Origin of the sequence: Hymenobacter jejuensis, assembly GCF_006337165.1 — a bacterium.
Lineage (GTDB): Bacteria > Bacteroidota > Bacteroidia > Cytophagales > Hymenobacteraceae > Hymenobacter > Hymenobacter jejuensis.
The window spans coordinates 793,994-809,573 of the sequence record NZ_CP040896.1 but is presented as its reverse complement, the minus strand read 5'-3'; the positions used below and the strand labels follow the sequence as shown (position 1 = coordinate 809,573).

At 56.7% G+C, this 15,580-nt stretch carries 12 protein-coding genes; 3 read left to right on the top strand and 9 right to left on the bottom strand.

Annotation, left to right across the window (positions count from 1 at the left end; genetic code table 11):
• Positions 1-15: 15 nt before the first annotated feature.
• The 7 genes from FHG12_RS03095 to fabG all read right to left on the bottom strand — a co-directional run bounded on the left by FHG12_RS03095 (position 16) and on the right by fabG (position 9,336).
• Positions 16-1,158: an FAD-dependent monooxygenase gene (locus FHG12_RS03095; RefSeq protein ID WP_139514225.1), complete on the bottom strand. Its 1,143-nt coding sequence runs from the start codon at positions 1,156-1,158 to the stop codon at positions 16-18.
• A 146-nt stretch (positions 1,159-1,304) separates the two neighbouring features.
• Positions 1,305-3,242: a molecular chaperone DnaK gene (dnaK, locus tag FHG12_RS03090; protein WP_139514224.1), complete on the bottom strand. Its 1,938-nt coding sequence runs from the start codon at positions 3,240-3,242 to the stop codon at positions 1,305-1,307.
• 420 nt (positions 3,243-3,662) lie between these two features.
• Positions 3,663-4,406, bottom strand: a complete 744-nt coding sequence (locus FHG12_RS03085) for a pseudouridine synthase (RefSeq protein WP_139514223.1) — start codon at positions 4,404-4,406, stop codon at positions 3,663-3,665.
• Positions 4,407-4,528: 122 nt separating this feature from the next.
• A complete protein-coding gene (locus FHG12_RS03080) occupies positions 4,529-5,011 on the bottom strand; it encodes a hypothetical protein (protein WP_139514222.1) in 483 nt (160 codons plus the stop codon).
• A gap of 63 nt (positions 5,012-5,074) precedes the next feature.
• Entirely contained in the window at positions 5,075-7,150 is a 2,076-nt protein-coding gene (locus tag FHG12_RS03075) for a VWA domain-containing protein (protein WP_230471270.1), read from the bottom strand.
• Positions 7,151-7,297: 147 nt separating this feature from the next.
• Positions 7,298-8,473: an MFS transporter gene (locus FHG12_RS03070; protein WP_139514221.1), complete on the bottom strand. Its 1,176-nt coding sequence runs from the start codon at positions 8,471-8,473 to the stop codon at positions 7,298-7,300.
• A gap of 113 nt (positions 8,474-8,586) precedes the next feature.
• Entirely contained in the window at positions 8,587-9,336 is a 750-nt protein-coding gene (fabG, locus tag FHG12_RS03065; RefSeq protein WP_139514220.1) for a 3-oxoacyl-[acyl-carrier-protein] reductase, read from the bottom strand.
• A 101-nt stretch (positions 9,337-9,437) separates the two neighbouring features.
• On the opposite strand from fabG, the gene FHG12_RS03060 reads away from it, so the two are divergent.
• Positions 9,438-10,682: an NAD(P)/FAD-dependent oxidoreductase gene (locus tag FHG12_RS03060; RefSeq protein WP_139514219.1), complete on the top strand. Its 1,245-nt coding sequence runs from the start codon at positions 9,438-9,440 to the stop codon at positions 10,680-10,682.
• An 8-nt stretch (positions 10,683-10,690) separates the two neighbouring features.
• Here the strand turns inward: FHG12_RS03060 and FHG12_RS03055 are convergent, their stop codons facing one another.
• Positions 10,691-11,443: a tetratricopeptide repeat protein gene (locus FHG12_RS03055; protein ID WP_139514218.1), complete on the bottom strand. Its 753-nt coding sequence runs from the start codon at positions 11,441-11,443 to the stop codon at positions 10,691-10,693.
• 236 nt (positions 11,444-11,679) lie between these two features.
• Between FHG12_RS03055 and lpdA the strand changes: the two genes are divergently transcribed.
• Complete coding sequence (lpdA, locus tag FHG12_RS03050; protein WP_139514217.1) at positions 11,680-13,074, top strand: dihydrolipoyl dehydrogenase; 1,395 nt, start codon at positions 11,680-11,682, stop codon at positions 13,072-13,074.
• 85 nt (positions 13,075-13,159) lie between these two features.
• Here lpdA and FHG12_RS03045 read toward each other — a convergent pair whose 3' ends face one another.
• Positions 13,160-14,098, bottom strand: a complete 939-nt coding sequence (locus FHG12_RS03045; RefSeq protein ID WP_139514216.1) for a DMT family transporter — start codon at positions 14,096-14,098, stop codon at positions 13,160-13,162.
• Between the two features lie 102 nt (positions 14,099-14,200).
• Between FHG12_RS03045 and FHG12_RS03040 the strand changes: the two genes are divergently transcribed.
• Positions 14,201-15,538, top strand: a complete 1,338-nt coding sequence (locus tag FHG12_RS03040; RefSeq protein WP_139514215.1) for a replication-associated recombination protein A — start codon at positions 14,201-14,203, stop codon at positions 15,536-15,538.
• Positions 15,539-15,580 lie beyond the last annotated feature (42 nt).

Sequence of the window (15,580 nt, the reverse complement as noted above, 5' to 3'; positions counted from 1 at the left end):
TTGCGTATTGCATTGCTAATCAAGTTGATACAAGAAATCCATCTGGCTGTTCTGCACGCTGGCGGGCACGCGCCGCATTACGGCATCGCGCAGAAAAGTGAGCACATGGTTTTGCAGCTGCGCCACCCGCCCCATCTGCCACGATAGCTTGACTACGCGGGTCGTGCGAGGGCGACGCAGGCGCTCAAACTCGCGAAAAGCGTCTTCGGGCTTGGGCTGCCGGCTGAGGCACGCGGCCAAAACGGCGGCATCTTCCACGGCTTGTCCTGCACCTTGCCCTAAGTTGGGAGTAGTGGCATGCGCTGCGTCGCCGAGCAACAATACGCGCCCAAATGCAAAGTGGCGCAACGGCTTAATATCCAGAATGTCATTCCACAAAAGTTGGTCGTCGCGCGTCAGGGCCAGCATTTCGGGCACGGGCGCATGAAAACTGCCGAAATGCCGCTGCAAATCGGCCACGCGAAATCCCCGAAAACGCGGGTTATTGGCTTCCGGACTGTTGATGCAGGCAAACCAATAAGCTTGCCCATTGGCCATCGGGACGTATCCAAAACGCCCCGGCCGGCCCCAAAATTCCGAAGCGTATCCGGCCTTCAGGTGCAGTGAAGTGGCATTGACCACTGCCCGCCAGCATGTATAGCCTGCATAACGCGGCTGGCTCTGGGGCAGTAGCTGGCGCCGCACCCGCGACCGAATCCCATCGGCACCGATCAGGGCGTCGGCAGTCGTTGCCGAGCCGTCCGCAAAATGGGCCATTATGTTGTAGAGTGTCGCCTCAAAACGCTCAAAGGGCTTGCCCACTTGCACGATTCCGGGCGGCAAAAGCCTAAGGAGCGCATGCTGGAGCGTAGCGCGGTGAATGCCAAGATTGTCGAAGCCCAGGCGCTCAGTAAATGGCGTTGTATCCGCAGCATTCAGCAGATCGCCTTGCTGGTTGTAGAGGTGCAAATGCGTCACCGGATGACCCAGAGGCCGCACGGCGTCGTGGGCTCCGAACTGTGCTAACGCCCGCATGGCATTTGCGCCCAGCACCACGCCTGCACCTACTTCGCGCAGCTCCGGAGCCGCTTCCACGACCTGTACTTCGTGTCCCTGCCGCAGCAGCGCCAGCGCCGTAGTCAAGCCCCCTATTCCAGCACCGATGATGAGAAATCGCATGGTAAACAAATTGTTAGTCAGTAAGCTAAGGGGGCAATACGTTGTTTTTTATGAAGATGAAACGCTTCACCTATTCTGTTGAATTGGCCTCAAAACAAAAAAGCCCGAAGCATTGCTTCGGGCTTTTGTATATACTTGGTTATCAATTACTTGTTACCAACTTCTTCGTAGTCCACATCAGTTACATTGTCGTGGGGCTGGCCTTGCTGACCGTTGCCGCCGTCGGCGGGGCCTTGGCCGTCGCCGCCGGGGTAGCCTTGCGGCTGACCTTCGCCTTGCGTAGCGTTGTACATCTCGGTTGAAGCAGTTTGCCAAGCGGCGTTGATAGCAGTCATGGCCGTATCAATCTGAGCCAAGTCTTTGCTTTCGTGCGCTTTACGCAAGTCAGCAAGGGCGTTTTCGATGGCGGTTTTGTTGCCAGCGCTCAGTTTGTCACCATACTCTTTCAGTTGCTTCTCGGTCTGGAAGATCATCGAGTCGGCTTGGTTCACCTTCTCAATGCGCTCTTTCTCAGCCTTATCCGATTCTTCGTTGGCTTTGGCTTCGTTGCGCATCCGCTCGATGTCGGCGTCAGACAAGCCCGACGAAGCTTCGATGCGGATTTTCTGCTCTTTGCCGGTGCCTTTGTCCTTAGCCGATACGTGCAGGATGCCGTTGGCGTCGATGTCAAAGGTTACTTCGATTTGCGGAACGCCGCGCGGTGCTGGCGGAATATCGGCGAGGTGGAAGCGACCAATCGTGCGGTTTTGCGAAGCCAGCGGGCGCTCGCCTTGCAACACATGAATCTCAACCGAAGGCTGGTTGTCGGAAGCCGTCGAGAACGTCTCCGATTTCTTAGTTGGGATCGTGGTATTCGACTCGATGAGTTTGGTCATCACGCCGCCCATTGTTTCGATGCCCAGCGAGAGCGGAGTAACGTCGAGCAGGAGCACGTCTTTCACTTCACCCGTCAGCACACCGCCTTGGATGGCAGCACCCACGGCTACTACTTCGTCGGGGTTAACGCCTTTTGAAGGCTTCTTGCCGAAGAATTTCTCTACTTCTTCCTGAATGCGCGGAATGCGCGTCGAACCACCCACGAGGATTACCTCGTCGATATCCGAAGTCGACAAGCCAGCGTCTTGGAGCGCCTTTTTGCAAGGGTCCATCGAACGACGCACCAGAGAATCAGCGAGTTGCTCAAACTTGGCGCGGCTCAGCTTTACCACCAAGTGCTTCGGGCCAGTAGCCGTGGCGGTGATGTAAGGCAGGTTGATTTCGGTTTCGGTTGAGCTAGAAAGCTCCACTTTGGCTTTTTCGGCGGCTTCTTTCAGGCGCTGCAGAGCCATGGGATCCTGACGCAGGTCCATGTTTTCGTCGCGCTGAAATTGCTCGGCCAAGAAGTTGATGATAACCTGGTCGAAGTCGTCGCCACCGAGGTGGGTGTCGCCGTTAGTGCTCAGGACTTCAAACACGCCGTCGCCTAGCTCCAAGATGGAGATGTCGAAAGTACCACCACCTAGGTCGTACACAGCAATTTTCTGGTCTTTATGCTTTTTATCCAAGCCGTAAGCCAGTGCAGCGGCCGTCGGCTCGTTGATGATACGCTTTACATCGAGGCCCGCGATGGCACCAGCTTCTTTGGTAGCCTGACGCTGAGCATCGTTGAAATAAGCCGGAACAGTAATAACTGCTTCGGTTACGGGCTGGCCGAGGTAATCTTCAGCAGTCTGCTTCATTTTCTGAAGCACCATCGCCGAGATTTCCTGCGGAGTATATTGACGGTCACCAATTTGCACACTGACCGTATCGTTGGTGCCACGCACCAACTCATAAGCTACGTGCTTGGTTTCCTCAGTTACTTCCGAGAAACGACGGCCCATGAAGCGCTTAATAGAAGCAATGGTATTCTTCGGGTTGGTAATGGCCTGACGCTTAGCTGGGTCACCAACTTTGCGCTCGCCTTTGCCATTGTCGAGGAACGCCACAATCGAGGGGGTTGTGCGGCGACCTTCGCTGTTCGGAATCACCACCGGCTCGTTGCCTTCCATAACGGCCACGCACGAGTTGGTAGTGCCGAGGTCAATACCGATTATCTTTCCCATATTAAATGGATATCGTTAAAGAGTTAAGGTGTCTGGTTTTGGATGCGATTTGCTCGCGGTGGGGTAGGTACAAGCAACGTACCAAGGCCAAAAACTGCCTTTTCCCGTGACAGATTGTCACCAAAGCGCCACGCTACGCCCAGAATCCCGACGGAGTGACTTTCACGGGAAATCATTGGGAAGGGATAACGGAAGAATTGGCGGTAGTAAGACTAGGACTCACCAGATAGCTTGCAGAAGCCAATAGCTGGACAGCAATTACTTTATAGCCAGATACCCGAATGCAGCACCATAACTTGGCTTTATGCTCTAAATACCTAAATCAGGTTTCATCCTGACGAAGGAAGGAACTTGTCAGGATGACACGCGTGAGGAAGAGAAAACGAGCCTGCTGAGATGACCATTATTGACTGGCCTTTTTCATCCCCGCTTGCCGTTGCGGGCTGCGCCGGGGTTACGGGTAGGCTTGTTTGTGCGACCTGCGCCCGTAGGCTTTGGTTTGCTGCCAGCGGGTTTTTTAGGTGCTACTGCATTTGGGGCGGCCGTTTTGAGAGTTTTTGGGGCTACACGGCGCTCCGCCGGGTCTTTGGTCGCCGAAAAAGCAGCTTTTAGCTTCTTGATTTCTTCTGGTGTCAACTCCCGCCATTTCCCCGGCGCCAGGCCTTCGATGCCAAGGTGAGCGATGCGAGCCCGCACGAGGCGCAGCGTTGGGAAGCCCACGGCCGCGGTCATCTTGCGCACCTGCCGGTTCATGCCCTGCGAAATCGTGATTTCCAGCCAGCTAGTCGGGATATTGGCCCGAAAGCGAATGGGTTTGCTGCGCTCCCACAACTCGGCGGGCTCGGGGATGATTTTGGCTTCGGCGGGCGCGGTAAAGCTGCTTTTCATATCGACGCCGCGCCGCAGCGTAGCCAGCGCTTCTTCGGTAGGCTCGCCTTCTACCTGCACCCAGTAGGTTTTGGGCACCTTGAAGCGCGGCTCCGAAAGGCGGTTTTGCAGCGGTTTGTCGTCGGTGAGCAGCACGAGGCCTTCGCTGTCGTAATCAAGCCGGCCGACGGGATACACACCCGGCACCGGCACAAATTCTTTGAGGGTGGTCCGCCCATTCTCGTCGGTGAATTGGGTGAGTACTTCGTAGGGCTTGTTGACGAGGATGTAACGCATGGGAAAAGGGAAGGAATTCGTTGTATACTACGCTAATCAACTGGCATTCTGAATTTTGCGCGGAACTTCTGTGCAAAAGTATAGAATGGAAGGTGTTGTATAACTAATTGTATATCAATTAGTTATCTTTGAGTGCTTTTTGCTTGTTTCAAGCGCGCTTGCAGTACATGGTTGGCAAGCAGGGGCCGAACCACGCCTTTCGGAGATACCACGAACTCCCCGCTGTCGCGCATAGTGAAGCCGGTGCCGTTTTGCTCTTTGTAAGTGTGGCTGACAAAAGTACCAATGCGTACCGAATCGGCGGGAATAGGCGCCGGGACTGCGGCCGGCGCCGCTACCGCCTGAGCCGGGGCATTGGCAACTGGGATGTAGTCGGCGGGCCGATCGGCAAGCGCGTTGAGCTGCGCCAGGCTGGCCACGTAAGCCAGCGAATCTTTGCGGGTGTAGGGCCGACACGTAAAGCGCCCCGCCTGATAGTAGCGCGTGTTGCTCATGCCGTTGCTGATGAACTCCGAAACGGCCGATTGGGCCCGCTTCTCAACCGAAGGTTTGCAGGCTGACAGGAAAGAGGCCGCGGCGAGCAGGCCAAACAAATACAATTTCATACGGGAGGGAATGCTGACTTTGCGGCTCTGAAACAAGCTGCAAACAAAATGAATTTCAGCGAGTTAGATGCTGCCCGAGTATTTGCGGGTAGCCCATTCGGTGGCGAGCAAAGCCAAGATCAGGAAGAACAGCCACTTTAGGTTGATTACATCCTTGATGTCGTCCTGACTGTAGATAACGGGCTTATAATCAGCCTTTTCTATGTCCTGGCTAAGCTGTTGAAACTGAGATGGGTAGTAGAGGCGCGAGCCGCTGCGACGGGAAAGCTGGTGCAGCAGGTTGTGGTTGGCGCGGGCATCAAGCGCTTCGAGTTGCTGCTCCTGCACCAGCAGCTCGCCCCGGTCTTGCTGGGGCTGACCACCGAGGGTAGCGCGGGCGGCGTAGCGATAGAGGCCGCCCGGCAACGCTCCCAGGTGCAGGGGTGCCGCGTCGTCACTGGTGGTGAAAGTGAAGGTACGGTTGCGGTTTTTTTCGTCGGTGAGCGTAAGCGTAATCTGCTGACCGTAAATGCGTTCGAAAATAGCGTTATAGGTCTCGGCGCCAAAGGTCACGTCGTCGGAGGTGGTAAAGGCGTCTTGCGTGGGGTATACATCGAGGCGCTTTTTGTTGGCGTTTTGGGTGAGCAACTGCAACGTCCGGATGATGAGGCGGTCGTAGGCTTCGGGGCGGTCGTCGTGGTCGGCGGCTTCGGTAAGGCGCCATTGCCAACTGCCGTCGGTCAGGAGTGTCGCCTGCCGATGCTCCGGTGAGCCGCCAAATACGAGCAGCGGCTTTTGGGTTTTCAATCGGCCAACTTGCTGAAAAAGAGCCGCTTCAGCGCCGCCGCCCAAGCGGTACTCGGCAAAAGGCACCGGCGCCGGCGGATAGGTCGCGTAGCGCCGCAGAGCTTCTTCCTCAAACGAAAACCGCGAGAAGGCTTGGTTCAAAACGGGGGTTACCTCATCCGTTTGCTGGGCGCGCGGCGTGAGACTCAGGCCCGTACCCAAGGCATTGTACGCACTCAAATCAGACTGCGGCCCCAGAATATAAAACGCCGGAATGCGCTTCGCACGAACCTGAGCCAGTACTTCGGCACCTACGCCGCCCTGCGCCGGCAGTTGGTGCAGGATGGCTACGTCGTAATCCTGCGCTTTCAGCGGCGCGATGCCGGGCAGGTAGGTAGTCAGGTCGAAGTTGTCGTTTTGCAGAATAGCGGCCCGCAGCGCTTTCAAATCGGGGTGGGGCGCGGCGCCAGCCAGCAGCACGCGCAACTTGCCTTTCACCACTTCGACGTAAACAAATTTGGAGTTGTTAAGCGTGGTAAACTCGCCCGCTTTCGGCGTGATCAGTACTTCGTACCGGCGCTTGCTGGGCGCGGGAGCCGTTACGAGAAACGTAGTTTTCTGACGTCGCCGGCCCGCGGGTAGGTTTACCTGCTTGGTTTGCAACACACGGCCGTTTTCACGCAGCTGCACAGTGGCCGTGCCGCCGCCAAAGCCGTCGTAGCCAATTTCTGCCTCAATCGGGAAACGGTTGCCGCTGAAAGCCACGCGGTTGTAGTTGAGCGTCGGCAAGCTCAGGTCTTTTTTGGGCAATGTATCGCCCACGGCCACACTGTAAATTGGGAAGTTGTACTCCGAATACACCGGCGAACGGCCCTGATTGACAATGCCATCCGACACCAGCACCACGCCCGCCAGGTTGCGGCCGTCATACGCATCTTGAATGTTGCTGAGCATGCCGTCCAGGTCGGTAGCGGCCGTTTGAAAGCGGATGGAGTCGGGCCGCGAGGGGTGAGCTGAAGGGTCCAGGGTTTGAATCTCGACCTTGAAGCCGCGGCCGCGTAGCGTTTGGCTGAGCTGCTCCAAGCCGGTAGTCGTTTGCTGCAACGTCGGGACCGGTGTAAACAGCCCTACCGACTGCGAGTTATCGACGGCCAGCACCACAGTAGGGTCTTCGGTAGTGGTAGTCGTCGTTTTGACGAACGGCGACAGCAGCAGAAAGCACAGAAAGCTTACCACCAAAAAGCGCAGCAAAGCCAGTCCGTAGTTCAGCGGCTTGCTCCAAGGCGCTTTCGCCGAGTACAGAAGAGCTGCATAGCCCACGCCGGCGGCCAGGCACAGCAGAATCAGCCAAGGAGAGGAGGCGAAGGATATCAAAGGCGATACAGGAATAGAGCACTAAGAACCCCGAAGCGAGCGGTTTGGTTGCTTGCTGCGGTTAGCTGCCAAAGCATGGCAGTAGCTTGGGCGAAGTTAGGAAGTTGCGGCAAAGGAGCAGCCGCTTCAGATACTGCCTCCGATATCTTATCCTGTCACAAGTTCCAGCTTGACCTTATTTCGTCGCCGGGCTACCAGTGCCACGCAGCATAAAATTCCGCCTGCAACCAGCGCTGCACCCACAAATTCAGGCGACGTGTAGCCCAGGCCCGCCGCAATGGGCAGCCCGCCTAGATAAGCACCCAGCGCATTGCCCGTATTAAAGCCTGATTGACTAAGCGAAGAAGCCAGCATCTCGGAGCCTTTCGCTGCCCGAATCATCAGCATCTGAATCGGCGCTGCCGTTGAAAATGCCAGGGCGCCCGTCAGCATTGTCATCAGTAGTGTCGGAATCTGATAGTGCGCCGCGACAGGGATAATCAATAGGGCTACCGCCATGGCCATCAGCAGCCATGAGGTTGCCCGCAGCGGCGACATGCGGTCGGTGAGCCAGCCGCCCAGCAGGTTGCCCAGCGCCATGCCCACACCGGCCAGCACCATCAGGAAGGTTACCGCAGTATTGCTGAAGCCCGTAACGTCGGTAAACAGCGGCACGATGTAGCTGAACCACGCAAAAAAGCCGCCGTTGCCCAATATCGTAATGCCAATGATCATCCAAGGCTCCAACTTGGTAAAGGCGTGAAACTCATCTTGCAGCCGCGTTACTTTCGCCGGCAGATCGGGCAGCCACTGCCGCACGCTCCACACCGTGAACAGTGCTACTAACACAATGATTATGAAGGGGATACGCCAGCTGAAGTTGTGGCCCAGATACGTGCCGATCGGTACGCCGATGATGTTGGCGATGGTAAGGCCCGCAAACATGATCGAAACGGCTTGCGCTTCCTTACCCGGTGTTGCCAAGCGGCCCGCCACCACGGCGCCCACGCCGAAAAAAGCCCCGTGTGGCAAGCCGGAAATAAACCGCGTCAGCAGCATGATTTCATAGCTGGGCGCCAGCACCGAAAGCCCGTTGCCGATGGCAAACAGGCCCATCAGCAACGCCAGAATCTGCTTGGGCGGCAGCTTGCCGGTAAGAGCCACCAGCAACGGCGCCCCGACCACCACGCCGAGCGCGTACGCCGAAATAAAGTGCCCCGCCGTCGGGATGCTGATGTGCATGGCTTGCGCGATGTCGGGCAGAATGCCCATCATGACGAATTCCGTCATGCCAATGGCCAGCCCGCCCAACGTGAGGGGTACCAGTACGAGTTTTGATTTCATGGAAAGCTTTGGTGACGCTTCGGGCCGCGCCGTAAAAAAAGGTCGGGCTGTTAAGCTCCATAAACCGAAGCCTAACAACCCGACCTGCTTTATTCTTGTTCAAAAAGGCTGGCTTATGTCAGCATGCCGCCGTCTACCTGCAACACTTGGCCGGTGATATAGGCCGACTCATCCGACGCCAGAAAAGCCGTGGCTTTGGCGACGTCTTCGGGCGAGCCGCCGCGCTTGAGTGGAATGGCTTTGCGCCACTCGTCTACTTGTTTCGGGTCGAGGGCGTCGGTCATTTCGGTTTCGATGAAGCCCGGCGCGATGGCGTTGCAGCGAATGTTGCGCGAGCCCAGTTCCAGCGCCACCGACTTCGTGAAGCCGATAATACCGGCTTTCGAAGCTGCGTAGTTGGCTTGGCCCGCGTTGCCTTTGATGCCCACCACCGACGTCATGTTGATGATGCTGCCGGCTTTGGCGCGCATCATGGGTTTGGTGGCGGCTTTGGTCAGGTTGAAGACCGATTTGAGGTTCACGTTCAGCACCTGGTCCCACTGCTGCTCGCTCATGCGCATGAGCAGGCCGTCCTGCGTGATGCCGGCATTGTTGACCAGAATATCCAGCTTGCCAAACTCAGCCACTACATCTTCTACCAACTTCTCGGCTTGGGCGTAGTCAGAAGCATCTGAGCGATAGCCTTTTACCTTGGTGCCGTGGGCGCCAAGATCTTGTTCGAGCTGCTGGCCTTTCTCTACGCTGGAGAGGTACGTGAACGCCACGTTGGCACCAAGCTGGGCGAAATACACGGCAATGGCGCGGCCGATTCCTTTGGAAGCGCCCGTGATGAGGGCGGTTTTTCCGTCGAGCATTTTTGTCATGGTGACGAAGGTAAGTAGCGTAAGCTTTAGCTTGCGCTTTCATCCGACGAAATGTAGCGCGAAGTCCACTCAGGATATATCTGCGCTGCGCAAGCTTGTGTATGCGGGAAGTTGACATTTGCATTTTAGGCGCGGGCCCCGGCGGCGCGACGGCGGCCCTGCACCTGGCCAACGCGGGCCACCGCACGCTGCTCCTCGACCGCGCCACCTTTCCGCGCGACAAAATCTGCGGCGATGCGCTTAGTGGCAAGGTAATCAATGAGTTGCGGCGAATTGATGAGCAGTTGCCTGCTCGTTTAGCGGCGTCGCCTATTCAGGTGGCTTCCTGGGGCATCAACTTTTACGCTCCCAACGGCCAGCAACTGGCCGTGCCCTTCAAGCCGCATTTCGACAAATCCACCGATCGTGCCGCGGGCCATATCGCCAAACGCCTCGACTTCGATAATTTTCTGATCGAAGAAGTGCGCCTGCGGCCTGAAATAGAACTGCTTGAAGGCGTGGAGATTACGCAGCACGAGCGCACGGCCGAAGGGCGGTGGCTACTCCGCACCGCCGATGGAAATGTCGTGGCTTCAGCACGTTTGCTATTGGTGGCCAACGGGGCGCAATCGGCGTTTGCGCGCCAGATCGGCGGCCACAAACTAGAGCCCGACCACCACTGCGCCGGCCTGCGCGCTTACTACCGCAACGTGCAGGGCCTCAACGCCGACAACTTCATCGAGCTGCATTTTATCAAAGATTTTCTGCCCGGCTACCTCTGGGTTTTCCCGCTGCCCAACGGCGAAGCCAACGTGGGCGTAGGTATGTTGACCAAAGCCGTATCAGAAAAGAAAATCAACCTGCGCGAGCGGCTTCACGAAATCCTGGAAACGCATCCAGCGCTGCGCGAGCGCTTTGCGAGCGCCGAGCGCCTTGGGCCCGTGCGCGGGTTCGGCTTGCCCCTAGGCTCGAAACGGCGCACGCTGTCCGGCGACGGTTACTTGCTACTCGGCGATGCGGCCTCGCTCATTGACCCGTTTACGGGCGAAGGCATCAGCCATGCCATGGTAAGCGGAAGGCACGCCGCAGATTGGGCCGCGCAAGCTGTTGCTTGCAATGATTTGACAGTCAGATACTTGCAAAAATACGATGCGGCGGTGTATCGGCGCTTGTGGCAGGAATTACGCCTGAGCCGCGCGATGCAGCGGCTGCTGGCTTATCCGTGGCTCTTCAACTTCGTGGCCAACCGTGCGGCCAACAATCCTACGTTAGCCGAAACCTTGTCTAACATGTTTATGGACTTGGACTTACGCGAACGTCTGCGGCAACCCAGCTTTTACCTCAAGCTGCTATTTGGCCGTAAATAGTATATGGCCTACTTGTTTGAGTAGCGCCGTAACGTCTTGGTAATCTTTGGGTTAAGTTTTGCGGCTTTTTCCAAGTCGGCGCGGGCCTCGGTGGGCTTGTTGATGGACGAATAACTGATGCCCCGCGCTTCGTACGCGTCGGCGTAGGCCGGGTCGAGCTCGATGGCGCGGGTAAAGTCCGGGATGGCACCTTTGAAATTGAACATCTGCATTTTGGCAGTGCCCCGGCCAAAAAATGCTTCCTTATCATCAGGGCGATACTTTAAGGCTTTGGAAAAGTCGGAGATGGAGGCGTTGTATTCCTTCAGTTTGAGGTGCGTCAGGCCCCGGTTGTAGTACGCATCAGCATTGGTGGGCGTGATGCGCAGCGTGGCGTTATAGTCGAGCATGGCCTCACGGTAGTCCTTGAGGTTGCTCTTGGCTTTGGCGCGCGCCAAAAGCGCATCTGCGTCGCGCGGCGACGCCTTAAGCCTAACATCGGCTGCCCGTATTTCTGCCTTATAATCAACCGGAACGGCCGTTTTAGCTGCGGCGGGTGCGGCCCGTGGGGGAGCAACCGTTGAAGTAGCCGACAGCTTGGCATCGGGTGCCGTAGCGGCGGCACCCGTCGAGTCGATGTAGCGCGGGTTGCCGGGCTCGTGTTGCATTTCCCGCTGCGAGGTGAGGGTCCTGGGTTTTTCGGTCTCTACGGTGGTAGCGCATTGCGTCGTGAGCAGCAAGACCAGCGCGCCCGAAAGGAGCGGAAGTATAGTTGATCTCATAGGGTGAAAGTCGTCGGGAAGAACAAAAACCTTGTACAGGCCTCGTTATGGCGCTTTCTACGACTTGATCGGAATGTTGGACACCTTCTGACCGCCTTTTTTTGTTATTACACAAAGCCTGCGCATTCCGCGCGCCCGGCATTGGGGCGAGTTGCGCGGGCTGCCTATCTTTGTCGCGCCCTAGCGGTCCGCGTCCGGCGCGGTTCTTATTCTTCTCAATCAACCAATACACTAACATGGCATTGCAATACGACCTGGTCGTTATCGGCAGCGGCCCCGGCGGCTACGTAGCCGCTATTCGGGCTTCGCAGCTCGGGCTAAAAGTAGGCGTGGTAGAGCGCGAGTCGCTCGGCGGTATCTGCCTCAACTGGGGCTGCATCCCGACGAAAGCGCTGCTCAAAAGCGCGCAGGTATTTGAATACCTCAAGCACGCCGACGAATATGGCCTGACAGCCGGCCAGCCGGGCTTCGATTTCAATGCCGTGGTCAAGCGCAGCCGCGGCGTGGCCGATGGCATGAGCAAAGGCATCAATTTCCTGTTTAAAAAGAACAAAATCGAAACCGTGTTGGGTACCGGCAAACTGCTGGCTCCTGGCAAGGTGGAAGTCACCAAAGCCGACGGCTCGAAAGAGACCGTAGAGGCTAAGCACATCATTCTGGCTACCGGCGCCCGCGCTCGCGAGTTGCCTAACTTGCCCATTGATAATCAGAAGATTATTGGGTACCGCAAGGCCATGTCGTTGGAGCAAATGCCGAAGCGGATGGTAGTAGTCGGCTCGGGCGCTATCGGCGTTGAGTTTGCCTATTTCTACCGTACAATGGGCGCGGAAGTGACCCTTGTGGAGTTCTTGCCGCGCATTGTGCCAGTGGAGGATGAGGAAGTATCGCGTCAGATGGAGAAATCCTTCAAGAAAATCGGCATCACCGTCATGACCAATTCGTCGGTGGAAAAGGTGGACACCAGTGGCCCCGGCTGCAAAGTGACCATCAAAACCCAGAAAGGTGAAGAGCAGGTAGAGTGTGACATCGTGCTTTCAGCCGTCGGGGTGTCTACCAACTTGGAAAACCTAGGCTTAGAAGAACTCGGCATCAAAACCGATCGTGGTCGCGTCGTCGTTGACGATTTCTACAAGACCAACGTGGACGGCATCTACGCCATCGGTGACATTGTGCCTGGCCCGGCACTGGCGCACGTCGCGTCGGCCGAAGGCATTATCTGCGTGGAGCAGATTACCGGCCATCACCCAGAACCCCTTAATTATCAGAACATTCCGGGTTGTACGTATGCGCAGCCTGAAATCGCCTCCGTGGGCCTCACCGAGAAAGAAGCCCGCGATCAAGGCCTCGAGATTCTGGTAGGCAAATTCCCGTTCTCCGCTTCCGGCAAAGCCTCGGCTTCCGGTTCGAAAGACGGCTTTGTGAAGGTCATTTTCGACGCCAAATACGGCGAATGGCTCGGCGCCCACATGATCGGGGCCAACGTCACCGAGATGATTGCCGAAGTAGTGGTAGCGCGCAAGCTCGAAACTACGGGCCACGAAATCATCAAGTCGGTGCACCCGCACCCCACCATGTCGGAAGCCATCATGGAAGCGGCAGCGGCGGCGTACAACGAGGTGATTCACTTGTAATTCGCAGCTATCCGAGACAGAAAAAGCCCGTTAGAAATATTTCTAACGGGCTTTTTCTGTCTCGGATAGCTGTTGGGAGCAGCGCTCAGTCCTGTATGGGCTCGAAGGGAACTTCTATTGTGGACGCTACCTGTTGTTTGGGCCGCTTGCTTACCAAAAACACCCCGATAAAAATTAGCGAGGCTTGCAGGGCTTTGGTCACGGTGAAGGTGTCTTTGCCTAGACTCACAGCAATAATTACGGCTAGTACAGGTTGCAAATAAATGTACACGCCTGTCAGAGCGGGGCTGGCGTGCTTGAGTGCCCAGTTATTGAGCAGATAAGCTAAAATGGTGAGAAACAACACCATATAAATAATCTCCGACCAGATTAATACCGGTAGGTGTGGGTAATCAATCGCGACAGCCTGACGCCAACCGAAGGGCACAACTGCCACGGCGCCCACCAGAAAAATGCGGGCTAACACCGTGAAAGGATGGTACTTACGCATCAGCGGCGTCACGATGACTAGGTAAATTCCGAAGGCCGTGGCGTTGAGCAAAATAAAAGCGTTGCCCAGGGGGGTATCCTGTCCGGGATGGGCTGCGCCCGGAGCACGCCCCAAAATGATGAGGGCAGCACCTACGCCCGCCAGCACAATGCCTAGGGCCCGCATCGGCGTAATCTTTTCACCCAGCAACACCGCCGAAGCCAGCACTACCACTATCGGTGACACCGTCTGGATGAGGGACGCGTTGATGGGCGAGGTGAGGTTGAGACCCGAGAAAAACAACAATTGATTGGCTGCAATGCCAATTAGTCCGCACAGGATGGAGCGGATGGTATCGCTTCGGCCCTCAATGCGTTCGTTGGCTACCACCCGGCTCAGAATATTAAACACTAGTGCGGCGCCCAAAATTCGTAGTGTGACCAGCCCAAATGGCAACGCGTACTGCGGCATTACGTCTTTGGAAAGGCTGTAATTCGCGGCATAAATAAAGGTCGCTCCAAACAGGGCAGCGTGTACGCGGAGAGAATTTTTCATTGCCAACAAATGTAGCGTAAGCAATAGCTTGCAGCCGCATGCGCCGTGTGCAAACGGCCGTACAATGACTTCGCAAGCTTCTAGGCTTCCGTTACTTTCCTTATGACAACTGGTTCTCTCTTCGATTCCGAGCCTTCGGCTTCTACCCAACACACTACTGGGCCGCGACCCGGTGCGCCGCTCGCCGAGCGTCGTAGGCCGCGCACGCTGGCCGAATACGCTGGCCAACAGCATCTTGTAGGCCCGCAAGGTGTGTTGCGCCGCTACCTCAACGCCGGCCGCATCCCTTCCCTTATTCTGTGGGGGCCGCCCGGCGTGGGCAAAACGACGCTTGCGCATTTGATGGCCGATGCTCTGCAACTGCCATTCGCGGCCCTGAGTGCCATCAATGCGGGCGTGAAAGACGTGCGCGAGGTGATTGAGAAAGCCAAATCGCGCCGCGGCACCCTGCTGTTTATCGACGAGATTCACCGCTTCAGTAAGTCGCAGCAGGATGCACTGCTGGGGGCCGTGGAGCAAGGTGTGGTTACACTAATTGGGGCCACCACCGAAAACCCGTCTTTCGAAGTAATTCCGGCTTTGCTGTCGCGGGCACAAGTATATGTGTTAGAAGGGCTTAGCAAAGAAGTGCTGACGGAGTTGGTGGACAAAGCGCTAGCAGAAGATGACATCCTGAAGCAAAAAAAGGTGCGCGTGGCCGACTACAACGCTTTGCTCACCATTTCGGGGGGCGATGCCCGCAAGCTGCTCAACCTGGTCGAAATCGTAGTAGAGGCCGGCACACCCGATGCCAAAACGGGCGAGCTTGTCATTACCGACGAGATGGTGCAACAGCTTGCCCAGCAGCATCTCGCACGCTACGACAAAGGCGGCGAAATGCATTACGACGTTATTTCGGCCTTCATCAAAAGCATGCGCGGCTCCGACCCCAATGCCGCGTTGTATTGGCTGGCCGTGATGCTGGAAGGCGGTGAAGACCCTAAGTTCATTGCGCGGCGCATGCTCATCTTGGCTTCCGAAGACATCGGCAATGCCAACCCCAACGCCCTGATTCTGGCGCAGAGCTGCTTTCAGGCCGTCACCGTGATTGGACTGCCCGAGAGTGATTTAATCTTGGCGCAAACTGTTGTCTATCTGGCAACTAGCGTCAAGAGCAATGCGTCGTATGTCGCCATTAATGCCGCGCGGGCGTTGGTGCGGCAGCAAGGCGTACAACCCGTGCCCATTCCGTTGCGCAATGCGCCTACCAAGCTTATGAAGCAGCTAGGTTACGGCCAGAAGTACCAGTATTCGCACGATTACGATGGCAACTTCGCGGCCCAGGAATTTCTGCCCGAAGTCCTCAGCGGCACTGTTTTCTACAACCCTGGCAACAACGGCAGCGAGGCCAAAATCCGCGAGCGGCTGAAAGGATGGTGGGGCAATAAATACGGGTATTAAAAGCCCAAACTAGCACATAAGCTCCGTGTGCTTGTCACCAAA